General features: G+C 34.5%; 21 protein-coding genes. 16 read left to right on the top strand and 5 right to left on the bottom strand.

Going from position 1 to position 24,303, the window contains the following annotated elements; all coding sequences use genetic code 11:
• The first annotated feature begins 95 nt into the window (after positions 1-95).
• The 6 genes from HU137_RS13020 to HU137_RS11505 all read left to right on the top strand — a co-directional run bounded on the left by HU137_RS13020 (position 96) and on the right by HU137_RS11505 (position 8,513).
• Complete coding sequence (locus tag HU137_RS13020) at positions 96-776, top strand: hypothetical protein (RefSeq protein WP_246361552.1); 681 nt, start codon at positions 96-98, stop codon at positions 774-776.
• Positions 746-1,393, top strand: a complete 648-nt coding sequence (locus HU137_RS11485) for a condensin complex protein MksE (protein ID WP_182043992.1) — start codon at positions 746-748, stop codon at positions 1,391-1,393. Before HU137_RS13020 ends, HU137_RS11485 begins: the two co-directional genes overlap by 31 nt.
• On the top strand, positions 1,390-3,357 hold the full coding sequence (locus HU137_RS11490; RefSeq protein ID WP_182043993.1) for a hypothetical protein: 1,968 nt from the start codon (positions 1,390-1,392) through the stop codon (positions 3,355-3,357). Before HU137_RS11485 ends, HU137_RS11490 begins: the two co-directional genes overlap by 4 nt.
• Before the next feature lie 122 nt (positions 3,358-3,479).
• Positions 3,480-4,040 (top strand): hypothetical protein, encoded by a 561-nt coding sequence (locus tag HU137_RS11495; protein WP_182043994.1) that lies wholly within the window; start codon positions 3,480-3,482, stop codon positions 4,038-4,040.
• A gap of 11 nt (positions 4,041-4,051) precedes the next feature.
• Positions 4,052-4,996, top strand: coding sequence for a hypothetical protein (locus tag HU137_RS11500; protein ID WP_182043995.1), 945 nt, complete (start codon positions 4,052-4,054; stop codon positions 4,994-4,996).
• A 691-nt stretch (positions 4,997-5,687) separates the two neighbouring features.
• Positions 5,688-8,513: a CHAT domain-containing protein gene (locus HU137_RS11505; RefSeq protein WP_182043996.1), complete on the top strand. Its 2,826-nt coding sequence runs from the start codon at positions 5,688-5,690 to the stop codon at positions 8,511-8,513.
• Here HU137_RS11505 and HU137_RS11510 read toward each other — a convergent pair.
• Both HU137_RS11510 and HU137_RS11515 read right to left on the bottom strand, forming a co-directional pair.
• Positions 8,505-9,212, bottom strand: a complete 708-nt coding sequence (locus tag HU137_RS11510) for a tetratricopeptide repeat protein (RefSeq protein ID WP_182043997.1) — start codon at positions 9,210-9,212, stop codon at positions 8,505-8,507. The genes HU137_RS11505 and HU137_RS11510 overlap by 9 nt on opposite strands.
• Positions 9,209-9,751 carry an RNA polymerase sigma factor gene (locus tag HU137_RS11515; RefSeq protein ID WP_182043998.1) on the bottom strand — a complete coding sequence of 181 codons (543 nt, stop codon included), beginning with the start codon at positions 9,749-9,751 and terminating at the stop codon, positions 9,209-9,211. Before HU137_RS11515 ends, HU137_RS11510 begins: the two co-directional genes overlap by 4 nt.
• A 135-nt stretch (positions 9,752-9,886) precedes the next feature.
• On the opposite strand from HU137_RS11515, the gene HU137_RS11520 reads away from it, so the two are divergent.
• The 9 genes from HU137_RS11520 to HU137_RS11560 all read left to right on the top strand — a co-directional run bounded on the left by HU137_RS11520 (position 9,887) and on the right by HU137_RS11560 (position 17,963).
• Positions 9,887-10,384, top strand: coding sequence for an outer membrane protein (locus tag HU137_RS11520; RefSeq protein WP_182043999.1), 498 nt, complete (start codon positions 9,887-9,889; stop codon positions 10,382-10,384).
• A 10-nt stretch (positions 10,385-10,394) separates the two neighbouring features.
• Positions 10,395-10,967, top strand: a complete 573-nt coding sequence (locus HU137_RS11525; protein WP_182044000.1) for a hypothetical protein — start codon at positions 10,395-10,397, stop codon at positions 10,965-10,967.
• Positions 10,968-10,979: 12 nt separating this feature from the next.
• Complete coding sequence (locus HU137_RS11530; RefSeq protein ID WP_182044001.1) at positions 10,980-11,531, top strand: hypothetical protein; 552 nt, start codon at positions 10,980-10,982, stop codon at positions 11,529-11,531.
• Between the two features lie 12 nt (positions 11,532-11,543).
• Entirely contained in the window at positions 11,544-12,470 is a 927-nt protein-coding gene (locus HU137_RS11535; protein WP_182044002.1) for a DUF4412 domain-containing protein, read from the top strand.
• Positions 12,471-12,504: 34 nt separating this feature from the next.
• Positions 12,505-13,101 (top strand): hypothetical protein, encoded by a 597-nt coding sequence (locus HU137_RS11540; RefSeq protein ID WP_182044003.1) that lies wholly within the window; start codon positions 12,505-12,507, stop codon positions 13,099-13,101.
• Between the two features lie 115 nt (positions 13,102-13,216).
• Positions 13,217-14,836 carry an ELWxxDGT repeat protein gene (locus HU137_RS11545; protein ID WP_182044004.1) on the top strand — a complete coding sequence of 540 codons (1,620 nt, stop codon included), beginning with the start codon at positions 13,217-13,219 and terminating at the stop codon, positions 14,834-14,836.
• A gap of 4 nt (positions 14,837-14,840) precedes the next feature.
• Complete coding sequence (locus tag HU137_RS11550) at positions 14,841-16,376, top strand: T9SS type A sorting domain-containing protein (protein WP_182044005.1); 1,536 nt, start codon at positions 14,841-14,843, stop codon at positions 16,374-16,376.
• 123 nt (positions 16,377-16,499) lie between these two features.
• Positions 16,500-17,222, top strand: a complete 723-nt coding sequence (locus tag HU137_RS11555; protein WP_182044006.1) for a hypothetical protein — start codon at positions 16,500-16,502, stop codon at positions 17,220-17,222.
• A 9-nt stretch (positions 17,223-17,231) separates the two neighbouring features.
• The gene (locus HU137_RS11560) at positions 17,232-17,963 is read left to right on the top strand and encodes a hypothetical protein (protein WP_182044007.1); all 732 of its coding nucleotides are present in this window, start codon (positions 17,232-17,234) and stop codon (positions 17,961-17,963) included.
• A 58-nt stretch (positions 17,964-18,021) separates the two neighbouring features.
• Here HU137_RS11560 and HU137_RS11565 read toward each other — a convergent pair whose 3' ends face one another.
• Together HU137_RS11565 and obgE are read right to left on the bottom strand one after the other, a co-directional pair.
• Positions 18,022-18,192, bottom strand: coding sequence for a transposase (locus tag HU137_RS11565; protein WP_182044008.1), 171 nt, complete (start codon positions 18,190-18,192; stop codon positions 18,022-18,024).
• A gap of 537 nt (positions 18,193-18,729) precedes the next feature.
• On the bottom strand, positions 18,730-19,722 hold the full coding sequence (gene obgE, locus HU137_RS11570) for a GTPase ObgE (RefSeq protein WP_182044009.1): 993 nt from the start codon (positions 19,720-19,722) through the stop codon (positions 18,730-18,732).
• Positions 19,723-19,847: 125 nt separating this feature from the next.
• Here obgE and HU137_RS11575 point away from each other — a divergent pair, with 125 nt between their 5' ends.
• Positions 19,848-21,365, top strand: coding sequence for a DNA recombination protein RmuC (locus HU137_RS11575; RefSeq protein WP_182044010.1), 1,518 nt, complete (start codon positions 19,848-19,850; stop codon positions 21,363-21,365).
• Here HU137_RS11575 and uvrA read toward each other — a convergent pair whose 3' ends face one another.
• Entirely contained in the window at positions 21,366-24,191 is a 2,826-nt protein-coding gene (uvrA, locus tag HU137_RS11580) for an excinuclease ABC subunit UvrA (RefSeq protein ID WP_182044011.1), read from the bottom strand.
• Positions 24,192-24,303: the final 112 nt, after the last annotated feature.

A 24,303-nucleotide genomic window follows, 5' to 3' on the forward strand; every position in this document is an offset into this window, starting at 1 on the left:
GTTTTATTGATGTTTTAGTAGCAACCGAAGAACGTTTGACAAAATCACAATCTCACGTAAAAGAATTACGATCCGCTTATTCTGAAACCAAAACTATGAGAGGATTATTGGAACAGAAAGATAATTCTGATAATGAGATTAACGGTTTGATTTCTGAGGTACACTCTTTTATTAAATATATCAATGACCGATTAAATTCAATTGACCGGAAATTAGACCGGATTCAGCCTAAAATTCGCCAGCTTTTCTCGACTTTAAACAAGCCTGCTTTTAATTCCAAAATTGAAAAATTTATTTCATTTCTTCTTAAGAATAGCGAACTGGATAATAAAAAAAATATTATTTTTCCTCAGAAAATTCCCTGTCCTGTTGTACATATACCTACACCGAATTTTACCATAATTAGTAGAGATAAGGAACTGTTTCCACCTAAGCCCAAAGAAAGAAAACAGTATAAACAGAACGAAAGTGTTATCAGTAAAAACAAGGAAAAAGTACTAGCGAAAATTAAGGAAATTGATACTATTCGAAAATGGGAGGATCTTATTCTATCTGAAATAGCATTAAGAGGTCAACTTAATTTATCGGAAGTGTTTTTTAGAATTCTGAAAGAAGAAAACAACAGTCAGATAGCAGTAACTGCCCTTTTTAATTTGATAAAATACACATACAATAATCCTGAGAAATTACGGTTGGCAATAGAAAAATCATTAGAAACAAAAGATGAATTTAAAAATGTATCACTATGGAAAATGTCGATAACAAAACTACAATAAGTGATTTTTTATATGCAGAAAATGCAAAAGAACTTTTTGCAGAAATTGACTATCTTTTAAAAGATGGAATGCACTTTCAGAAACAAGGTAATCAGATACGTCATTTCAATTTTATCGATAAAAACATTGACAGCCTAAGGCTTTATTATCAGGATTTTTTCGATGTAGAGCTTTCTGAAGGAGGTGAAAAACCAATTAACTATTTCTATTTAGATTTTTACGGAAATAGTCGTGGAAACATATCTTCCCGACATAGGGAAATATTGAAAAGTGAGTATGTAATCATTGGTTTTATCATCTATAAAATCATTTATATTGATAAAGAAATCGATTTGGATTCAGTTCAAAAACTAAAAGAAAAAATAAGAATCGAATATGAAGACTACAAACCGGGAATATATAGACTAATTGCAAAATCAAGAAATACTACTCCGGGAAATCTTAATGATAACACAATAGATAATACAATCCAGTCAGCATTGGAAGAATTCAGAAAAATTGGCTGGATTGAATTAAGCAAGGATGAGTTTAGTTTACTTCCGGCTTTTGACAGGCTGATAAAGGTTTATGAAGAATATATCCTGAATATTGATGAAACCCTAAATGAATTGAAATGAAAGACTATCCGAGAATAAAAAGGTTATCTACCTTGGGAATTATTCATCATCAGAATTTTGATTATGAATTCAGTCCTTTCAGAACCGACTTTGTTGGAGAAGGAGGAGCAGGAAAAAGTATGATTTCTGACCTTCTGCAATTGATTTGTGTTGGAACAAAAGCATTTCATTCACCAACGAAAAGTACACGTCCAAGAAAACCTCATACGATGGTATTAAGAACTGAGGGTAAAGGAACTGATATGGGTTATGCATTTATCAATATTGAAAAGGCTGAAAATCAATATTTGGTTATAGGTATTTATTTGGAGAGTTCAGGTACTTCCAATATGTTTATCATTCAGGACGGAAATAATTTTGATACGGATACTCAGTTGATTCCATTTTCGAAATTATTAGGAGTTGAAGATTTTCAAAAAAACAACACCATTTATCCAATCAATGAATTAAAAGAGCACATACAAAATAACTTAAGCCTGACTTGTGTATCTTGGGAAAGAACATCCAATTATCATAAGATACTTTTCAACAACAATATATTACCGATAGATCTTTCTCTGAACACTAAAACATTGGATAATTATGCTAAAATCATACAGGCATTTTCCAGAGAATCTTTGGATGTAAGTAAAAGTTATAGCTTACAATCTTTCTTATTTGGAGATGATAAAGAACAGGAATTAATTAAAAAGTTTTATGATACCGTAGAAGAATTACAAGAGGATACGGTACAGTTTGAAAATAATTTAGAAGAAATAGAGTCATTAACCACCAAACAAAATCATCTTAGTGAATTACTGGATTTAAAGAAAGCAAAAGAAAATACTCATACATTATATTTAAAATCTTCCTATAACTATTATACAAATCAAATTTCCATAAACTCAAATAAACTTCAAACTCTGTTAAATGATTATTATTACAGTCTGAAATCATTTCCTTCGTTAAAAGAAAATATTTACGAAAAAATTACTTGGACAAAAACAGAGTTAGAAAAAGTAGAACCAAAATGGGAAGAAGCTTTTAAAGTCAAAAACGAGCTAGAGGACAAAGTTTCCAAAAGGAAAAAATTCTTCTCTTGGATGCAGGCCTTTAATTGTTCACAAGAAGAACTTATAGAAAAGTTCAATAAATACCATAAATCCAAAGATACTATAAACAAAATAAAGGAATTAGAAGGACTTTTAAAATCTAAAAATATTCTTACTGCATTCAAAAGTAATGAGTATAAGGAGAGAAATATCGTCAATCAAATTGATAAACAACTTGAGAAGTTAGAAACAGATTTAGAGCTTAAAAATAAACTCAAAACTTTAAATAATATTGATGACAAACATTCTTTGGCTCACTGGGCTTTACAGTCACCGGATAAATTAAACTTGAATCAGGAAGCGATTATTCGTAAATATCAGAATGAAGGTGTCAAAATAGAAACTCCTGTTGATTCCTCAAAAAGATATATCCCTACTCCTGAAGTATTGCTGAACAATATTGTTGTATATAAAAGTGAAGATAAGGCGTTTTGGCTTAATCTCAATGGTGTTATCGAATTCTTTTCAACGGATTTTTCTCCAATTTTCAACACCCAAGATAAAAATAAGATAAAGGAATATTTTGAAAAGGAGACCACAAGTATTCTGAATGGTATTACAAGCTTAGAAAAAGAGATTAAAGAAAAAAACATTTTAAAAAATGTTTTCGAGAATTTAGAAAATCCTGATGAGTATCTAAAAGCGTGGAATACTCAAACAGATTTGGAAGAACAACTCGAAACTCACGAAATGTACGAAACAAGTCAAGAAGATTTCTTCGAATATTCCAATTTATACACTCAAAACTCCATTGAGGAAGATTTTAAACAAAGTAAAGTAGTATATTCTGGATTAAATAGGTATAGAAGTGATTTGACAACACTTAAAGATAATCTGACAAGAGAGTATGAAAACTTCTTTGAGTTGAAGTAAGTGAACAAAAGAATAATATTCGGGAAATACATAACTTTCTGAATTCCGAAGAAACAAAAATAACTGGAGGACATAAAGTAAGTTTGGATTATTATGATGAAAATTCTTTTTCCCCAAATTGGATGAATGAATTCACAGAAAACATTAACAAAGATTTTGAATTGGGTATTAATGACTCTTTATTTGAATCCGAAAAAGGAATTTCAAATGATTTGGAAAAATACCCTTTATTAAAAGATAAATTATTACAAGCTTTTTATAGATCAGGAGGTTCACAAAGTTTAAAACCTACAATTAAAGATTTATTAAACCCAAAATCTTATTATAGTTTGAGATTTTCAATTAAGACAAGTCAAGGTAAAAAGAATGACGGAAGTACCAGCCAAACGTATGCAGCTATTTCCCTTTTATGTATTGCAAAATTGTCTTTATTAAACAAACAATCAAAGAATAAGTTTGTTGAATCCATTCGTTTTATGGCGATCGACGAAGCAGAAGGTTTAGGAAGTAATTTTGATATGCTTTATAAGATTGCTCGTGCAAATGATTATCAGATACTGTCCCTTTCTATTAATCCAAATAAAATTGATGCTGAAAAACAAAACATATATTTACTCCATAATAGTCAGGAAGATGAAAAAATAAATTATGATCCGATTCCTATTTTTGGCTCAACTAATTAAATCGATAAATAATGAAAAATGTCGAATGGAAATATTTAAAAGGTTTACATCAACTCTATACAGAGAAAAAAACTAAATTGAAAATTTTAAACAATGATTATATTAACCAGATATTGTTCACACAAAAAAAATTGATTAAGTATAAATCAGGCAATCACTCTATTATTGAAGCAAATCATCGATATCCACAATTCTATGAACAAGAGTTTTTAGATACTTATAATTACTATAACGCTTTTTTTGAACAGTCAGGAATAGAAAACAATGCAAAAAAGCCTTTTACAGAAGAAGACCTAAAAGCCTTAATTTTCATTTATTATAATAAAACGGAACTTCAAAAGAACCTTACAACTCAAAAGAAATTTTCTGCAAAGGTTTTCAAATATGCAAATTCAAAATATTTAGAGAATAAACCAAGCTTAAAAAATGCTGTTTTGCAATTATTAGAAATTAATGAGTTTCCGGAAAAAGATCCCAAAAATCAACAATGGAGATTTGTTGTAGATTGTCTGGATCCTAAAGTTATCGTTTTATGTGAAAATTTAGATTGTCTTAAAGTACCGATAGAATACAAGAAAAACAATATAGAGCTGTGGTATGTAGGTGGTCAAAATACCAAACCTTTGTTAGATATTCCCTCAGAAAAATTGCAATTGCCACTTTATTATTTCTGTGATTGGGATTATAGTGGTCTTTCTATCTATTCTCAAATAAAGAAAATTTTTGATGCGAAAGCCAAAAACATTGAGATAATACAACCATTATCAAATGCCAAAAGACTACCTGTATCTGTAAAGCATCATAAAAGTAAATGGAAGAAAGCAGAGTTTTCAGGTTTAGTAAAAGCTGATTTCGCAGAAGAACAGATCGAATTAATTCAAGAGCTAATTTCTAAGGAAGAGTGGATCGAGGAGGAAGCTATAGAATTGATTCAGGTGTTAAACCTAAAAGGATAGGCTTTAAAATAAAATATAACTTTTCTATTATGTTTTTCTAAACTTGAAATTTAGAATAATATAATAAGTTTAATTTTTTTATTAATTTTGAAAAAAATAGTTCTTTGAATTAATTCATTACAGGAAATTTGTTTATAAAATATAAATCATGGCACTATAGATTTTTAAATCGAAAAGTCAATGTATATCAAGATTGAAGAGAGAGGTTCGAATCCCTCTTTCTCCGCAAAGAAAAACCGATTGGGAATCCAGTCGGTTTTTTTTATGTGAAAAAAGCGTAAAAAGTTTGCTTTCAAATGGTTTTGAATAAAAAAATAGATGCGAAGCATTAATGGTTTTTGTTTGTAGTACTTCCTTTTTCGGATTCAATGAGTTATTCCTCTTTCTCCGCTGAGTAAGAAAATAAAAGTTTTCAAAATCACTCAAAAATCTTTAAAACCTTTGATTATCAATTAATTACAGGTATTTTTTTTATGCTTATGACTTTTCAAAATTTTGAAAAACACTCCTTAAGTTTTTAAAAATTGTGTCCACTTTTTGCAGACGATTTACAATAATAGATTGTTTTATTTTTTGCGTTTTGAATAATAATTTCAATGGAAATTAGGTATATCTTTAGCGAAGATAATTTTTTTTTGAATATTATTATAAATTGAATTTTTTTCAAAAATTATTAATAAAATCATTAAACATGAAGTACCTCTCTCTATTAATTGCTTGCTTTTTTTTGATTTCAGGTTCGCAATCATCTTCTATTGCGATACAAGAAATTGTTTCGGTTTCGACTGAAAGTGAAAAAGAAATATTAAAGGAAATGAAACGAGACTACAAAGATTTAATGGATTCAGGTGAAAGAGAAAAGGCAATTGAAAAAGGACTTATAGCACTTGAATTTTCTAAAAAATTTACCTCATTTTATTTTCAAAATGAAGCAATTGAGATTCTTTTGGATTTAGGTTCCATGTACTCGCACCTCAAACTTTACAAAGAAGCTCTTTCCATTTATAATGATGCCCTGGAAATTGAAAAAAAAATATCCCGATCTCATTCCGATCAGAAATTAAAAATTTATTACCTGATTGCGTATGTAAATAATGAGGTGGACAATTTTAATGAAAAGATGAAAGCTTTGGAAAAAGCAGAGCAAATCATTGATCAAAATGAAATTACGGATAAACAGTGGGTTTATAATGTCTTCATGTTGTTTGTCCATTCCTACATCTATTATGGAGATATGGAAATGGCTAAAAAATACCTGAAAAAAAGCAATTTCGTTTTTGAATCCAATCAAGAAGATGCCAATTTCATGAAGTTGGAAGAAGAAAAACATTTGGTTTTGAAATCTAATTATGCCAATTATCTTTTGACCAACCTGAGAGTCCCGATCATAGAAGGAAACCATCAGGAAGTCACAAAATATTTCAATCTGTTTGAAAAGGAAATTGACAAACAGAAAACGGATTATGACGAAGAAGATTTATGGTCGATCAATAATCTGTACATCCAAATGGCACTTTACCATACCCGCTATTTGCAGGATTATGAAAAAGCCGTTCCCTATTTTGAAGATGTATTGGAGATCAATCAAAGAAATAATTTTCAATGGGGAATCCTAGATGTAAGCTATTTTTTCGCCTACCATTATATACAAAGTCAAAATTTGGAAAAAGCCATTTATTATTTAAAAGAATGTCTGAAAAATCCGGAGTATGAAAATTATACCTATGCCGTGACCATTCATCAAAATCTGGGGTCGTCTTATTTCTACAATTGTGAATTTGAAAATGCAGTCAAACATTTTGATCAGATGATGAATTCCTACAAAACAGAAAAGGAGACCTATCAGGGTGTATATGCCATGCGTGACTTGTATGAAGTGGGAAATATTTACATCGAAATTTATGAAGACCTGAAGGACAAGAAAATTTTGCAGAAGGCTTATGAAGCTTTTCGGATGAGTTCCGAATTGTTTTCTTCTGTATATCAGGGAAATATTTACAATGATTATTTATCGGTTCATCACCGTTTTATCACCGATGGACTGCTTTATTGTTCGTTTATTTTAAAGGATAAACAAAAAGAAGCGATGGAATTAATCGAAATGAACAATTCCGATTTTTTATGGACCAATTTTATCAAAAAACAATCTGAGGGATTTTTGAATTTCCCCATCGAATTGAAAGAAAATCTCATCCAGCTGGAAAATGAAACGCAAAAGCTGGAACTACAGTTACAAACTAAAAATGAGGATGATAAATCAGATTTGAATGAATTAAAAAATGAATTAAAAATTAAAAAAGACAGCATTACAAAACTCAGTGCTCAACTGGAAACGGAGTTCCGGTCTTTTCACAATTTTACCAAAAGCAGCATCAGTTTAGATGCGATACAATCTGATTTAGAAAAGGATGAAATCATCATCAAACATATCGTAACGGATTTCGGTTTATACACTTTGAAATTAACAAAAACAGAAGCTGAAATCAGGAAAACATTGGTTTCAGAAAACTATTTGAGCCAGCAGGTCGGGCTGTATCTGCAAAATTTAAAAGAACGTTCGCCTCAGTACAAACAACTTTCCAAAGTACTTTATAAAATTTTGGTCGAACCTTTGAATCTAAAAGAAAATCAAAAAATTATTTTCATCAACGACAGCTTTTTGAGCTATTTGCCTTTTGAAACTTTGATGGATGAAAAGGATTTTTTTTTATTGGAAAAAAAACAAATCAGTTACTCTAATTCACTTAAATTATGGAATATACAACGTCAGAAAGGAAAAGTTAACACTTCCAATTTCATTGCCTTTTCGCCGGAATATTCAGAAAATAGTTTTGAAAAAGATTCTCTTCTAAATGCTCAGGAAATAAACGTAGAATTAAGAGGAGCAAAAAAAGAAGCAAATCAAATTTCTAAATTATGGGACGGTCAGCTTTATGATGGGCAAAAAGCATCAAAAACTAACTTTCTGAAATTTGCCAAAGATGTAGATATTGTTCACCTTGCGATGCATGCCGTGGTGGATGAAACAGATAACAATCAGTCCAATTTGATTTTCCAGGGAAATGAACGACTTTATTTTCATGAGTTTTATGAAATTGATTTGCCGGCTCAGTTAGTTGTATTAAGTGCTTGTAATACAGGTTTAGGAAATGTGAAAGCGGGTGAAGGAGTGATAAGTATTTCACGTGCGTTTACTTTTTCCGGTGTAAAAAGCACCCTGATGAGCCTTTGGCAGATTCCGGACAAGGAAACACCGGAAATCATGCTTTCATTTTATGAAAATTTAAAAGCGGGTCAGACCAAAGATGCAGCTTTGCAAGAAGCAAAATTGAATTATCTGAAGAATACAGAGGTGGAAGAATTGAAACATCCTTATTATTGGGCAGGATTTATCGTAACAGGTGATACGAGTTCTCTGAATGCGCAACCGGACTGGATTTGGTGGATTATTATCGGATTGGTAATTTCAGCAATTTTGTTTTTCGTATTCAAAAAAAAGAATTCTAATTCAATCTAATTTTCCCAATAATTCTTTGGTTTCCTGAATTTTAAATCGATTTGATTTTAAGTTTTCCTGAAGTAGTCTTTTGGCTGATTCCACATCCTTTTGTTTCAATTTGGCAAGTGCAAGATACCAGGTTACTTTGTCCGCAAATTTTTCTGTCCAAGCATTTGATTCCCAGATTTTCACAGCTTCTTCCGTATGGTTTTCGCTCAATAAGGAATTCGCCTGATAAAAAAGTGCATACTCTTCTTTATTTTTTTTATAAAGGGATTCAAATAAAACAGAGGATTTTTCAAATTCACGATTGTCATACGCCATAAAAGCTTGATTCTTCAGATCATTTTCAGTATTTCCACTTCTGACGGTTGAATGTATGATGTTTGGATATTCTTCATAATATTCTTGATACAACTGTTCCGTAGAATGATTTTGATTTAAAAATGCCCAATAAAAACCTAAAAATAACACAACCGAAGCCGCTGCGTACCAAATAAACCTCATTTTCCTAGGCGTATTATTCTTTTCTATTTGAACTAATTTTTCACGTAATTTTTCTCTTTCGTTCAGGGTAATGGCTTTCTTTAACTGTAATCGGAATTCAAATTCTTTTTTAAATTCAGCATCCGTTGCCAAAAGATTTTGAAAAATGACTCTTTCTTCCTCTGTGAGAGAATTTTCAAAGTTTTTTACAATTAAGTATTCATGATTCATGATTGGTTTTTTATAAGTTCTTTTAGTTTTTTCAAACAGCGGGCTTTTTGACTTTTGGCTACATCTTTATTTTCATACTTCATGATTTCCGTAATATGATCCAGTTTTTTTTCTTCATAATAAAACAAAGTCAGGATTTGCTGACATTGTCCTCCTAATTTTTTGAGGTTATCTCTCAAAAGGTTCACGTTTTCATCAGGTTCCAAATCAGACTCCGTTTCCCATTCTATTTGAAAATCTTTTAATTCTTCATTTAAAACAGCAGGTTTCTCGCTTTTCATTTTTCCAAAAATCATATACTTTCCGATGGCAAAAAAATAGGTTTTCAGTGAACTGTTCAGTTCATCCAACTTTCCTTTTCTGGCGTTTTCACAAAGTGCGATGAAAGCATCTTGATAAACATCTGAAATCTCATCTTTGGCCATCTCATATCGGCTTGCAAAACGTGAAAATTCAGATTTGTGTTCTTTATAAAAATGCTGAATTGTTTTTTCATCACCTTTTTTCAATAAGCTAATTATCTGATAGTCTTTATTCATTAGTGTGAAATTTACATTTTGGTAAGCATTTTATTTTTCTGATGTTTACTTTTTCCTTTTTCCTTCACTAATTAAAGAAATCGCTTTGTATCGTCAGAGCTAAATGTTAACAATTATAAATTAATTAATGAAGTTATGAAAAAAAATCTATCAATTTTCATTTTGACCATCACGATATCAATAGGTGTTCAGGCGCAAGAAGACATTCGTATCGGCGCTTTAGTCGGTTATGGTTCTGAAATAGAATCTTTTGGCGTAGGAGTCAACGCCGAATTTCCGGTTATGAAAAACCTGACTGTTTCTCCCTCTTTTGTTTTTTATCTGCCAAAGGATGATGACTTTATCAAAACGAATGTTTTCGAATTCAATGCAAACGCCAATTATTATTTCCTTACCACAGATGCTTTAGGCGTTTACGGATTGGCGGGAGTCAATTACAGCCATGTGAAAACCGACATTGATTTTGGTATTCTGGGAGATGGCAGTACCAGCGAAGGAAAAGTCGGACTTAACATCGGAGCCGGAACCAATTTCAATTTAGGAGGCAGAATTCTTCCCTTTGCTGAAGTAAAATACATTTTGAGTGACTTTGATCAATTCGTCATCGCTGCTGGAGTGAAGTTTAACCTTTAAACAAATAAATATGAAAAGAATAATTAAGAAATTCATTGCATTTGCAGTCCTTTCAGTTTCTTTGATTGCTTGTTCGGGTAGTGATGATAATAACGATCCAGGCGCCCCTCAGGGAGATGACAACCCAACGCATCGTTACACATTTAAAGTCAATGGAAACGATATTGCGAACGCTACGTATGCATTTGGAATTCCGTATGATGACCATGGAGGTGGACTCGCTTATTTTGAGCCTGAAAATGATTATGTTGTGGTCTCTGCCTATCATCAGAACAACGATCCGGGAATCAAAGCCGACTTTGTTTACTTAGGTGATATCATACAACCTTTAGCTCTGAATGAAACGGATAATCAGGATACTTCCGTCATATTTGTGAATTTCACGCATCAAGGACAGAATTATACACTGGAAAGTGTTTCCGGAACCTGTACTTCCTATTTTATGGAAACATTTCCTTTCGGTGTCACCAATTCAGGAAAATCTACATTTAAAGTTGGCTTCTCGGGGACTTTCCGGAATATAGTCAACATCAACGAAACCTTTCAGATAACGGAAGGGGAAATAGAAGTTTATAACAATTAAAAAATACAAAACATGAAAAAATTAGAATTTATATTTATTTGCTTATTTGCCATTGCAATCACAGCTTGTTCAAGCGATGATAACGGCGACCAACCCGGTCAGACCGGAGGAGATCATTCGTACACCTTTACAATCACTGGTCCCGGAGTGAATGGTGAAACTTTTACAGCCACGGTTCCCAATCAGGAAATTTATAATTTTTATACGCCTATTCCCAACTCGTCTTACATGGGAGCTTATTTTTCATTATCGAATGGAACTGAAACCATTGCAGGGAATTTTCTAAAAGATAATAACAACATCCGTCCGTTGGGCGATAATTCCGGAAACAATATTGAAGATTCCCAATTAAACATCATATTCAGCCATCAAGGACAGGTTTATACCTTGGAAAGTATTTCCGGAAATTGTAGTTCTGAAAGGTTTGAAGTAGGTACGGAAGGTTCTACCGCTTCATTTAAAATTTCATTTACAGGTGTTTTTACGGGAGGTATTACGGGAACCAATGATCCTGAAGAATATCAAGTTACGGGCACGGTTGACACTAAATTTTACCAAGATTAAATTCATACAGATATGAAAACAATTTTTAAATTCATGACTCTGGTGTTCTTTATCGGATGCGGAATCAATGGCAATGCTCAATTTCTAAAAAAATTGGGTGAGAAAGTAGAAAATGCGGTTGAAAGAAAAATTGATAAAAAAACAAAAGAACAAGAAGCAAAATTAGACCGTAAAATAGAAGAAGGTGTAGATAAGGTTTTTGATACACCCGAAGATGCGATCAACGAGGAAATTAAAAAAGAAAAAAACAACAAAAAGGAAAATAAGAAGGCCAATAATAAATCGACTGATATCAGTATCGAAGACATGATGGGCGCCATGCAGTCTTCAGCTGATATCGAAGTTGCAGGAAAATACCATTTCAATCAGAAAGTTTTGTATACCCTCAGGGATAAAAATCAAAACAAATCCAGTGAACTTACGTATTACTTCGGTACGGATAAAGGTATTTTGGGAGTGGACATGTCTGCTGATGCAAACGCATTTATCCTTTACGACATGAAACAAAATGCGATGATTATGTTTTCCAATAAAGACAAAACCATGCAGGTAATTTCCATGGATATGTTTGGTGCGATTTTCGGAAATTCGGAAGAGGAAGATCAAGATGATTTCACGTTCAAAAAAGTACCGGGTTCTAAAAAAATTGCCGGTTACAATTGCGATAAATATGAATTAATATCTGAGAATTTAAAAGGAGAATTCTGGTTTAGTTCGGAAGTGGATATTGATATGAGTCAATTTTCAAAAGCTTTTCTCAGTGTTGGGAAAAACGCAAGCGAAAAGCTACCCAGTTTCAAAGTTTTACAAAATGGATTTATGATGGAAATGAATACTGTCGATGAACAAAACAACTTCAGTACTTCCATGACCGTCCGGGAAATTTCCAAAACCAATCATTCCATCAACACCTCTCAATACAAACGGATGCAAATGTAAAAGGGATTCTTAATTAGTAAAACAAAATCAAATCATGAAAAAAATCTTAAAATTCTCGTCAATGATGTTTTGCATCCTTGCGATGGTCATTTCTTGCGGACAAAATCCTGAAGAAAATGCCAAAAATAAAGTGGCCGAAGAGTTAGGCATCGACAAATCCGATTTGGAAAATCAATCCTATTACAGTTTAACAATCCAGAAAGGAACTTTAAAAGGTGTGCAATTTTCTGTTCCGGATTATGTAAGTACCTACGATGGATTCCGAGCTGATGAAAACGGCAATGTACAGTTGACTTCCGTAACTTTTGTGGATCCTCAACAAGGAAATTCTACTGCAAACATCAGCTGGGACGGAAACCAAACCAAAGCCCTCAGCGCCAATCCTGATGCAACGGAAGGTACATTTTTAGAATTCAAATTAAAAAAAGATGGAAAGGACTATCATTTCACATCGATCAGCGGACAGACCAAAGTCGAGTCTTATGAAGATGTAAATATCAAAGACGAAATGATCAATCATACATTCACTAAAAGAAATGTGAACATGAGTTTTTCCGGATTGTTTAAAGAAAATATTTCCGGCGAAGAAGTTAAAATAGAAGGAATTGTACAATTTGTAAATTCAAAGTAATAAAAAGAATTTTTTAGGTAAGAATCTTAAATTGAACTACATAAATAATTTTACGATTGAAAACAACAAAGAATAATTTTTCTATTAAAAAAAATAACCTCATTAAATCAAGATTATGAAAAAATCAATCATATTGATACTAACTTTTTTTTGTGCAATCTCTTTAGCAGATGCACAAGAATTCCAAATGGTAAAAGACATTCATCTTACCGGAAATTCATCACCTTTATTTTTTACGGCATACAATGGCAAATTTTATTTCGAAGCCAATTCTGAAAATGACGGAAAAGAACTTTGGGTAAGCGATGGCAGCGAATCAGGAACGCAATTGGTAAAAGATATAAATTCTTTAGGAAACTCCAATTTGGGTGGATTAACGGTTTATGAAAACAAATTATATTTCGTTGCCACTGACGGTGTGAACGGTCATGAACTTTGGACCAGCGATGGAACAGAAGCCGGAACACAGATGGTAAAAGACATCAACCCATCCGGCGATTCTTCTCCCAATTATTTTACGGTTTATAACGGGAAGCTCTATTTTGAAGCAAACGATGATCTACATGGACGGGAACTTTGGGTTTCAGATGGTACCGAAGCCGGGACACAAATGCTCAAAGACATCAATGGTAATCCAGGCGAGGGAGCCGGAGCAGGTTTTTTGACCGTTTTTGATGGTAAGTTGTACTTTTCTGCCTATGGCGATGTAGCCAATGGTAGAGAACTATGGGTTACAGACGGCACAGAAGCCGGAACGCAAATGCTGAAAGATATCCGACCTGGCTATGGCAGTTCTGTTGCCAAATATTTTACGCCTTACAATGGAAAACTCTATTTTGCCGCTGACAACGGCTCTGATGGCGATGAATTGTGGGTCACAGATGGCACAGAGACCGGAACGCAGATGGTTAAAAATATAAACACCATAGAGGGTTCCAATCCAAACGGATTTATTATCATGAACGATAAACTTTATTTTTCCGCCAGCACATCAGATCATGGCATTGAGCTTTGGGTAACGGATGGCAGCGAGTCGGGCACGCAGATGGTCAAAGATATTTATCCGTTACACGGAAATGGTTCCCCGAGAGATTATGTTGTTTTTAATAACCAACTTTACTTTACAGCTTATGACAATTCAAATGGGTCTGAACTATGGGTATCAGATGGAACGGAAGCTGGCACCATGATGCTGAAAAATATTCATCCTACTGCTGATTCGTTTCCGGGATTTTTTACCGTTTATGATGAAAAACTATATTTCACGGCAGACGACGGCTCAAACGGAATAGAATTTTGGGTAACAGATGGCACGGAGGCAGGAACCCAAAAAATAGCACCTGAAATTGCGCCCGGTTCTGAGCCCACTAATTCAGGTCCCATGCGAAGAGCTTATCAGTTATTTGAATACCAGAATAGTCTTTATTTCAATGCTAATTTTACCAATGACGGACTGGAACTATGGAAGTTTACCTCCGAAAATATGAATGTTCAAGACTTTATTTCAACTTCGATTCACTTATATCCAAATCCTGTTAAAAATGAATTCTACATTTCGTCTGATCAAATGATTGACCAAGTCTTGATTTATGATGTTGCGGGAAAATTGATTTTTCAAAAAGAATTTAATCAAAAAGAGGTTAAAATTAATTCGACTCCATTTGAAAAAGGAGTTTACGTGGTAAAAATCAGATCGCATAAAGCATGGAAAACACTCAAATTAATTAAAAATTAGAAAAATGAAAAATTCAGCAAATATATATAAACTGCTTGTCCTGCTAATAAGTTCATTATCAATTGCTCAAACACCCTATTTACAATGGCAAAAGACTTTTGGTGGAAGTTTGTATGACAGCGGGATGGGGATTATTCCTACTTCAGATGGGAATTTTGTAATCATTGGTAATTCCGAATCTGCGGACGGAGATTCTCCAACGAACCACGGCGGAAATGACATTTGGCTGGTGAAGATTTTACCCAATGGGGAACTCTACGGTGAAGTAACAAGAGGAGGTTCTCAATATGACGCCGCAAGCGCGATCATTGAAACTACCGATAATGGTCTGCTTATAGCGGGCGAAAGTATGTCCAATGATTTCGCAGCAAATAAAGGAGGTATAGATGCCATCATGCTTAAACTGGATGAAAATGGAGGAGCAGATTGGGTTCAAAATTATGGAGGATCGGGCGATGATGTCGCCGTCGATTTGATTGAGACGGAAGATGGCGGGGTTTTATTCGTTGGTTTCACGGATTCTGAAGACGGAGATTTAAATCAAAATTTTGGAAGATTGGATGTTTGGGTTGTCAAAATAAATGCCCAAGGCGTTATCCAATGGAATCAGACGTATGGAGGTTCTGAAAATGACACGCCCAAAGCTGTGATTCAGAATTCGGATGGAAATTACCTCATAGCCGGGCAAACTTTTTCCAATGACAACCATGTAACAGAAAATAAAGGAAACGGTGACATTTGGTTGCTGGAAATCTCACCTGACGGAACGCTTTTATGGCAGAAAACTTTTGGAGGAAGCAATGTGGAAGATGCATTTGATCTGAAACAAACGACGGACGACGGCTACCTCATTGCCGGCATTACTTCTTCTCAAGACGGTGATGTTTCGGATGGAAATGGAGGTTCAGACGCATGGATTCTGAGATTGGATGCCAACAAAGAATTAAGCTGGGAGAAAAACTATGGCGGTTCGGAATCGGAGCAATTCAGAGGGATAGAATTATTTGCCGATGACAGTTTTGTTGCCCATGGATACTCAAATTCTTCTGACGGAGATCTGACCGAAAATAAAGGAGATTTTGATTTCTGGGTGATGAGAGTAGATGCTGAAGGAGAATTGATTTGGCAAAAAAGCATGGGTGGTTCAGATCGTGATTATGGCAGAGGGCTTGCGGTAGCAGAGGACGGCTCGTATAAAATTGTAGGCTACACACTTTCTGATGATGGCGATATAGATTTGAATAAAGGTGATTATGATCTTTGGGTGTTATCACTCGCAGCAGATCCTTTGAGTTTGGATGAATTGGAAGAGATTAAATTGAAAGTGTATCCAAATCCCGTTTCCGATTTTGTCCATATCCAATCTAAATTTCCTTTGAATAACATTACTATTCATGACTTAACGGGAAAAAAAGTTAAAAATGATTTTACGGGAAAAAATATAGTCACATTAAATATAAGTGATTTACCAGCTGGAACTTATGTTTTGAGCATAGAAACAAAAGGGGAAATCTACAAACAAAAACTTTTAAAGAAATAGATAAAACTAACATTATCAGACTTTTTTCATGTTTGTACTCTGTAGCGCAGTTGAAATTTTTTCCTGAACCAAGTGTTCAGCTGCGCTTATGAGTTATTCAATTAATAATTTAATCATCTTTATATGAAAATAAAATACAATTTTCCAATCTTTTTATCCATGCTATTTTTCACTCAAATTTCTTGTGAGAAACCGGAAAATAAAGTGAAATCAAAAGTAAATCCAACGACCAAACAAGAAACTGCTGCTTGCAAATGCCTAGAAAAATATGATACAGATCCTACTTTTTTTAATGAGGAATTTGTATCTGAATTTGCAGAAACTAATCCTGCCAAAGTAGAAAAAAACGGCAAAGGAAATTATATTTACTATACGGCTTCTTGGGAAAAAGACAGCCAACCTTATTTTCTAAGCATCGAAAGTTTGACCCATCTGGATAATCTCAAAAAACAATACGAATATGTTTTTAAAAACAAAAATCTCACGTTAGTAGAATACGTCCAGAAAACCTATGCCAACAAAACGGATGAGGAAATAGATAAAAACAAAGCATTACTCAATGAGCAATATGAAAAACAAAACCCGGAGTTGGATGAAAACGAGGAAAAGGTAAAAAATGAAATGCAGGATACGTTTCTGGACATGGAGAAAAATGCTTACACAGAAATACAGGATTTGGGTGATTATGCGGTTTACAACAGCAAAACAAATGATCTTTATGTAGTTTGCGGAAATGTTTTTTTTCAAATTCGGGGACAAGTGGGACCTTGGGGTAAAAATGACCGCCAAAAAGGAGTGGAACTCGTCGTAAATGCTTCCCGTAAAATAATAAATTTGTGTTTATAATTCATAAAAATGAAGTACTCCCACATTCTTTTAATCCTTCTGACATTCCAAACAGTTGGGGCACAACAGAAAAAAGTTGAAACATCCAAAGAATTTTCTTTCGATAGGGCACTCATTTACCAATATACTTATCCGGATTCGGAAGGAGAATTTTGGGTGTACCACCACGAAAATGGAACGATTCTCTATGTTCCTCAAGACGAAATGATTGATTTTGTAATTGCTGATACTTTAGGAAATTACTACACATTCGGAGACAATGGTCACGGTGAAAAAGTGGTTACCTCGCAACGCATACAAAACCTAAGCGACAGGATAAATGAGATGAATCCCGAACTTCCGTTATCAAATGAATTTTTGGAAATTACGCCCTTGAGTTTCGAACGAATTGTAGACCAAAAAGATGCTTTACTATCTGAAATTAAATCTGTGGGTTATGAATTGATATATCAAAAAATGGCAGGTCAGCAACACGTTTTTGTAACCGATCAGATTTTAGTCAATGCTAATTTGTTGTACGGACTTACAAGAATCGAAGGAGATGTACAACTAAAAGTACCTGATTTCTATTTTGCAGGGATTTTTAATCCAGATCAATTGGTCACGCACATAGAAAGAGATAATTTCATACTAAAACTGATCAGCTATGAGTACAATCCGTATTTAGTCGATTTGTCAGTATACAATTATTATATACAAGATGAGCAAGGAAATTGGATGAAGACTCCGTTGCCTTTCTAATAATAGAAATTTGATTGTGTATGTTTTCAAACTAAATTAGACATTTCATGTTAAATTCTTAAGGAGGATTTCGGATTTTTTCTTGTTCAGGCGTTAGTTTTGCGTTTCCCTTACCCGGAAAACTTCCTTCTCCAAAATTGCCTTGCTCAGCACGCCATCGGTATAACAACGAAGGTCGTATGTCCAGTTCGCGTGCTAAATCCGATACGTTATTTCGTTCATTACTCAACTCAACGGCTTAAAGCTTGAAGGCTCGATCATAAATTTTTCTCTCTTTTTTCATCTTCTAAAATTAAGGTTTTACACTTAATTTTGTGTGGACGCTTAAAATAAAAGTAAGCTGAATAAGGGTTTTGTGATTAAGTTCGAATCCCTCTTTCTCCGCAAATAAAAACCGATTGGGAATCCAGTCGGTTTTTTTTATGTGAAAAAAGCGTAAAAAGTTTGCTTTCAAATGGTTTTGAATAAAAAAATAGATGCGAAGCATTAATGGTTTTTGTTTGTAGTACTTCCTTTTTCGGATTCAATGAGTTAATCCTCTTTCTCCGCAGAATGATAAAAAATATCGCTGAAAATCAACGGGTTTCTAGTTTGATGGTGTTTGCTTTATGAAGTTTTGGACCAAATCGTATCATTTTTTTGCTTATTCCCTAAATTTTTCTTGATTCATGATATTCGAAAAAGTTTATTTCATAGAAATTTTGCCAATATATTCTGAAATTACACCGAATAATTGACCATGAAAACTTGTATTTATAAAATCAGCTTAAATCTCTTTATTGATCTCTTTCCAGAGCAAATCCTTTAACTCCATCAAACCTTGTTGCGCAACAGAAGAAATAAACAAATGCGGAATGTCTTTGGGCAATAATTGAGCGATTTCATTTTTCAATTCATCGTCCAGCATATCGCTTTTTGAAATGGCCAAAACCCTTTCTTTATCAAGTAATTCCGGATTGAATTTCTTCAATTCATTGAGTAGAATGTCATATTCTTTTGCATAGTCTTTAGCATCAGCCGGTATGAGAAAAAGTAAAACCGAATTTCTTTCTATATGTCTTAAAAAACGATGTCCCAATCCTTTTCCTTCTGCCGCTCCTTCGATGATTCCGGGAATGTCAGCCATCACAAAAGATTGGTGGTTTCGGTATTCAACAATTCCCAAATTGGGCGTCAAAGTGGTAAAAGCATAATCTGCAATTTTAGGTTTGGCAGCAGAAACGACAGAAAGCAAAGTGGATTTTCCGGCATTTGGGAAGCCCACCAAACCGACATCGGCCAGTACTTTTAGTTCCAAAACGATGGGCATTTCTACACCTGGAAGACCTGGCTGTGCATATCGAGGTGTTTGTCGTGTAGCAGAACGAAAATGCCAGTTCCCCAGTCCACCTTTTCCTCCTTGAAGTAAAATCAATTCTTGTCCGTTTTCGGTAATTTCGCCGAGGAAGTTTCCTTGTTCATCTTTAGCAACAGTTCCGATGGGAACCTCGATGTATACATCATTTCCATCAGCTCCGGTCGAACGGGAAGAACCACCATTTTTACCATTTTCAGCTTTTAAATGACGTGTATATCGAAGTGGTAAAAGCGTCCATTGATTGGAATTCCCTCTCATGATGATGTGTCCGCCTCGACCACCATCACCACCATCAGGACCTCCTTTTTCGATGAATTTTTCACGGTGTAAGTGAGCAGAACCTGCTCCACCATTTCCACTTTTACAATATATTTTGATGTAATCTACGAAGTTGGATTGCAAAACCTATAATTTATTGCAAAACTACATTATTTTTCGGAGTAAGTAGAGAATGCGAAATGTTGAACTTTATAAATCCAAAAATTTGAATGACATATTTTGTCGTTTGGGTATTGTAATTTTGAATTATGGAAACAATTTATTTATTGATCGGAATAATTTTAGGCGGAATCATCGGCGCAGTAGTTTTGTATGTTTTAATGAAAAATTCATCTGTGAGCAAGAAACAATATGATTCACTCAACAATGATTTTATTAAAATTCAATCTGATTTTGAGAATTCACTAAGGAAAATCCTTGAACTAAATGAAATTATTTCTTCAGAAAAAAGAATTAATTCTGATTATAATCAATTGATTGTGAGTCTTAAAAATGATTTTTCTAAGATTTCAGCGGAGCATCAGGCATTGAAAAATCAATTGTTTGAACAAAAAGAAATCAATTCCAAACAATCGGATCAAATTCAAAATTTGCAAAATGAAAAACAAATTGTTTTTGCTAAAAACGCTGAACTTTCAGCTATTAACGATACTTTAAATTCATCACTCGAAACCCAAAAAATCGAAATTCAAAAAATTCAAGAAGAAGGGAAATTGCAATTTGAGAATTTGGCCAATAAGATTCTCGAAGAGAAATCGGAAAAATTTACAGCCATGAACCAAACCAATTTAAAGACGATATTGGAACCGTTTCAAGAAAAAATGACCGAATTGAAAAATCGGGTGAACGAAGCTTACGAAAAAGAAAACAAAGAACGGTTTTCATTGGCCGAAAAGGTAAAAGAATTGGCGGAGCTCAACCAACAAATTTCAGAGGACGCAAAAAATCTAACACGTGCACTGAAAGGTGAGTCCAAAACCCAAGGAAACTGGGGTGAAATGATTTTGGAAAGCATTTTGGAGAGATCCGGTTTGGTAAAAGGTAGAGAATATTTCATGGAATATCAGCTGACGGACGAAAATAATGATGCGCTTTTTTCTGAATTTTCCGGTAAAAAAATGCGTCCTGATGCGGTGGTGAAATATCCTGATGAACGAAATGTGATCATCGATTCTAAGGTTTCTTTGACGGCTTTTACGGAATTGGTGGATGAAAATGATGCCGAAGTCGTTCAGCTGAAACTCAATCAACATCTGGGTTCCATAAAAAATCATATCGTAGAACTATCCAACAAAGCTTATGACGATTATGGAAAATCACTGGATTTTGTGATGATGTTTATTCCAAGTGAACCCGCTTATATCGCAGCGATGCAAGCTGATCCCAACCTTTGGAATTTTGCTTATGATAAAAGAATTTTGCTGTTGAATCCAAGCAATTTGATCACTTCCTTAAAACTCATTGCCGATTTGTGGAAAAGGGAATACCAAAACCGAAACTCCATCGAAATCGCCAATCGCGGTGCGAAATTGTACGATAAATTTGTGAGTTTTGTGGAGAATTTAGAACGAATCGGGAAAAACATCGATCAAACCAAATCTTCTTATACTGACGCTTTGAAACAACTTTCAGAAGGAAGAGGGAATTTGGTCAATCAAAGTTTAGAAATGAAAAAATTGGGCATTAAAAATAAAAAAGAATTTTCCCAAAATTTGATGGAACAAGCGCAAGAATCCAACCTTTTGGAAAAGGAAAAAATGGATTGATCAATTTTTCATTTCCTCTGCAAGAAATCTTCCGGTAATGCTTTTCGTATTTTTCACAATTTCTTCAGGTGTTCCTTGAGCAACAATTTTTCCGCCACCTTCGCCACCGTCAGGACCAATGTCGATGATATGATCGGCCAATTTTATTACGTCCAAATTATGTTCGATGATGATGACTGTATTTCCGTGATTCACAATTTGATTGATAACATCCATCAAAACCCTAATGTCTTCAAAATGTAGTCCAGTTGTGGGTTCATCTAATATATAAATCGTTTTTCCGGTTTGTTTTTTACTCAATTCGGAAGCGAGCTTCACACGTTGTGCTTCACCACCGGAAAGGGTAGTGGACTGCTGTCCAAGCGTGATATAGCCTAGTCCGACGTCTTGTAAGGTTTTCACGCTTCGGTAGATTTTTGGAATGGGTTCGAAGAATTCTACCGCTTCATTCACGGTCATATCAAGCACATCAGCGATAGATTTTCCTTTGTATCGGACTTCAAGTGTTTCTCGATTAAATCGTTTTCCATTGCAAGTTTCACAAGGAACATAAACGTCCGGTAAGAAATTCATTTCGATGACTTTGAGTCCTGCTCCTTCACAAGTTTCGCAACGTCCACCTTTGACATTAAACGAAAAACGTCCGGGTTTGTAGCCACGGATTTTTGCTTCAGGAAGTTGGGTGAAAAGATTACGGATGTCTGAAAATAAATTGGTATAAGTTGCCGGATTGGAGCGTGGTGTACGACCGATAGGTGATTGGTCGACCTCGATGACTTTGTCCAAATGTTCCAGTCCTTCAATTTTTTTATAGGGCATTGGATTTTGTTCCGATCTGTAAAAATGTTTAGACAAAATCGGGTAGAGGGTTTCCGTGATTAATGTCGATTTTCCACTTCCCGAAACACCGGTTATCAAAATAAGTTTGCCCAATGGAATTTCTAAATTGACATTTTTTAAATTATTTCCAGTTGCACCTTTCAACAAAAGTTTGTGTCCATTTCCTTCTCTGCGTTTTTCCGGAATTTCGATTTTCAAATCTCCGTTCAAGTAATCCGAAGTAAGCGTATGTGCTTTTTTGATTTCTTCCGGAATTCCTTGCCAAACAATTTTTCCGCCTCTACGGCCGGCTTTTGGTCCGATATCGATGACATAGTCAGACTCCATGATCATGTCTTTGTCGTGTTCTACCACTAAAACCGAATTACCGATGTCGCGTAGTTTTTTCAGTGAATCAATTAATTTGATGTTGTCTCGCTGATGCAATCCGATGGAAGGTTCGTCTAAAATGTAGAGGACGTTTACGAGTTGGGAACCGATTTGTGTAGCCAATCGGATGCGTTGTGCTTCTCCTCCGGAAAGGGATTTGGAAGGGCGATCCAATGCCAAATAATTTAATCCGACATCCAATAAAAAACTTAATCTTGTTTCAATTTCTTTCAGAATTTCTTGGGCGATGATTTTTTCCTTTTTTCCTAGTTTTTTGTCTAAAGTTTGGATCCAATTTCTTAAAAACTGAAGATCGAAATGAGCGACTTCGGCTATGTTTTTTTGATCAATTTTGAAGTGAAGAGATTCCTTATTGAGTCGAAATCCTTGGCAAGAAGAACAAGGAATTGTTTTGGAAAATTTTCTAGAAACTGACCAAGAAGAAGGAAGGGATTTATCTTCCATCATTTCTTCTAAAAACGGCACAATTCCCTCAAAATCAATTTTATAAACTTTACTGACATCCGCAAATTTTAATTGTACATCGACCGTTTCTTTCAAACCATACAAAATATCCTGAACGAGCTCTTTGTTCAGTTTTTTAAACGGCGTGTCGAGTGGTTCACCATATTTGGCATAGATGGATTCGATTTGTTTTTTAATTCTAGTGGTGTTTTTTAGTTCATCCAATGGAACCAACATGCCATTTTTCAAAGTTCGATTTGGGTCTGGAATTATTTTATCAATATCGACAACTTTGGTTTCTCCCAGACCGTTACAATTTGGACAGGCGCCTTTGGGAGAATTAAAAGAAAAGGTGTTGGGTTCAGGGTTGGGGTAGGAAATTCCGGTCGTTGGACACATTAAATTTCGGCTGTAAAATCGGGCTTCATTTGTTTCGTAATCCAACACCATCATGACATTGTCTCCCTGTTGCATTGCGGTGTCTATGGAACTTAATAATCGATCGTCAGAAACGGCATCATTTAGTTTTAATTTGTCGATGACCAATTCTATATCATGGGCTTTGTAACGATCCAATTTTAAGTTGGGCGTGATCTCTTTGATGCTTCCGTCTACACGGACTTCCATGTAGCCTTTTTTGGAAACTTGGGCGAAAAGCTCTCTGTAATGACCTTTTCTGGCGCGAACCAACGGTGCGAGTATGGCGATTTTTTTTTGTGCAAATTTTTCTTTGATGAGTTCTTGGATTTGCTGATCTGTATAACTCACCATCTCTTCTCCTGTATGGTAAGAATAAGCGGTAGAGGCTCTGGCGTAAAGAAGTCTTAAGAAATCATAGATTTCCGTTATCGTTCCTACTGTGGAACGCGGGCTTTTTGAGGTCGTTTTTTGTTCGATGGCGATAACTGGAGAAAGTCCTTCGATTTTATCTACATCGGGTCGTTCCATTCCTCCTAGAAATTGACGTGCATAAGCAGAAAAGGTTTCGATGTATCTGCGTTGTCCTTCGGCATAAATCGTATCAAATGCAAGTGAGGATTTACCACTTCCGCTCAATCCCGTTATGACAACCAATTTTTCCCTTGGTATTTTTACATCAACGTCTTTTAAGTTATGTTCTCTGGCACCGTAAACCTCTATAAAATCACTCATTTTGCTCAAAATCAAGCTGCAAATTTACGTGATTTTACTACGAAAAAAAAAGATTCTAAATTCCTTTTAACCTGAGAATCTGATTAATCGAATTCAGGTTTTTGGGAAGAAC

It is taken from the genome of Moheibacter lacus, assembly GCF_014042165.1.
In the GTDB taxonomy this organism is placed as follows: Bacteria; Bacteroidota; Bacteroidia; order Flavobacteriales; family Weeksellaceae; genus Moheibacter; species Moheibacter lacus.

What these genes read in the sequence shown, in the direction of transcription:
- HU137_RS11520 (WP_182043999.1), top strand. Translation starts at nt 9,887, where the DNA reads ATGAAAAAAAATCTATCAATTTTCATTTTGACCATCACGATATCAATA.
- HU137_RS11550 (WP_182044005.1), top strand. Translation starts at nt 14,841, where the DNA reads ATGAAAAATTCAGCAAATATATATAAACTGCTTGTCCTGCTAATAAGT.
- HU137_RS11510 (WP_182043997.1), bottom strand. Translation starts at nt 9,212, where the DNA reads ATGAATCATGAATACTTAATTGTAAAAAACTTTGAAAATTCTCTCACA.
- HU137_RS11500 (WP_182043995.1), top strand. Translation starts at nt 4,052, where the DNA reads ATGAAAAATGTCGAATGGAAATATTTAAAAGGTTTACATCAACTCTAT.
- HU137_RS11560 (WP_182044007.1), top strand. Translation starts at nt 17,232, where the DNA reads ATGAAGTACTCCCACATTCTTTTAATCCTTCTGACATTCCAAACAGTT.
- HU137_RS11540 (WP_182044003.1), top strand. Translation starts at nt 12,505, where the DNA reads ATGAAAAAAATCTTAAAATTCTCGTCAATGATGTTTTGCATCCTTGCG.
- HU137_RS11525 (WP_182044000.1), top strand. Translation starts at nt 10,395, where the DNA reads ATGAAAAGAATAATTAAGAAATTCATTGCATTTGCAGTCCTTTCAGTT.
- uvrA (WP_182044011.1), bottom strand. Translation starts at nt 24,191, where the DNA reads ATGAGTGATTTTATAGAGGTTTACGGTGCCAGAGAACATAACTTAAAA.
- HU137_RS11495 (WP_182043994.1), top strand. Translation starts at nt 3,480, where the DNA reads ATGAATGAATTCACAGAAAACATTAACAAAGATTTTGAATTGGGTATT.
- HU137_RS11575 (WP_182044010.1), top strand. Translation starts at nt 19,848, where the DNA reads ATGGAAACAATTTATTTATTGATCGGAATAATTTTAGGCGGAATCATC.
- HU137_RS11555 (WP_182044006.1), top strand. Translation starts at nt 16,500, where the DNA reads ATGAAAATAAAATACAATTTTCCAATCTTTTTATCCATGCTATTTTTC.
- HU137_RS13020 (WP_246361552.1), top strand. Translation starts at nt 96, where the DNA reads ATGAGAGGATTATTGGAACAGAAAGATAATTCTGATAATGAGATTAAC.
- HU137_RS11535 (WP_182044002.1), top strand. Translation starts at nt 11,544, where the DNA reads ATGAAAACAATTTTTAAATTCATGACTCTGGTGTTCTTTATCGGATGC.
- HU137_RS11530 (WP_182044001.1), top strand. Translation starts at nt 10,980, where the DNA reads ATGAAAAAATTAGAATTTATATTTATTTGCTTATTTGCCATTGCAATC.
- HU137_RS11545 (WP_182044004.1), top strand. Translation starts at nt 13,217, where the DNA reads ATGAAAAAATCAATCATATTGATACTAACTTTTTTTTGTGCAATCTCT.
- HU137_RS11485 (WP_182043992.1), top strand. Translation starts at nt 746, where the DNA reads ATGGAAAATGTCGATAACAAAACTACAATAAGTGATTTTTTATATGCA.
- HU137_RS11505 (WP_182043996.1), top strand. Translation starts at nt 5,688, where the DNA reads ATGAAGTACCTCTCTCTATTAATTGCTTGCTTTTTTTTGATTTCAGGT.
- HU137_RS11515 (WP_182043998.1), bottom strand. Translation starts at nt 9,751, where the DNA reads ATGAATAAAGACTATCAGATAATTAGCTTATTGAAAAAAGGTGATGAA.
- HU137_RS11490 (WP_182043993.1), top strand. Translation starts at nt 1,390, where the DNA reads ATGAAAGACTATCCGAGAATAAAAAGGTTATCTACCTTGGGAATTATT.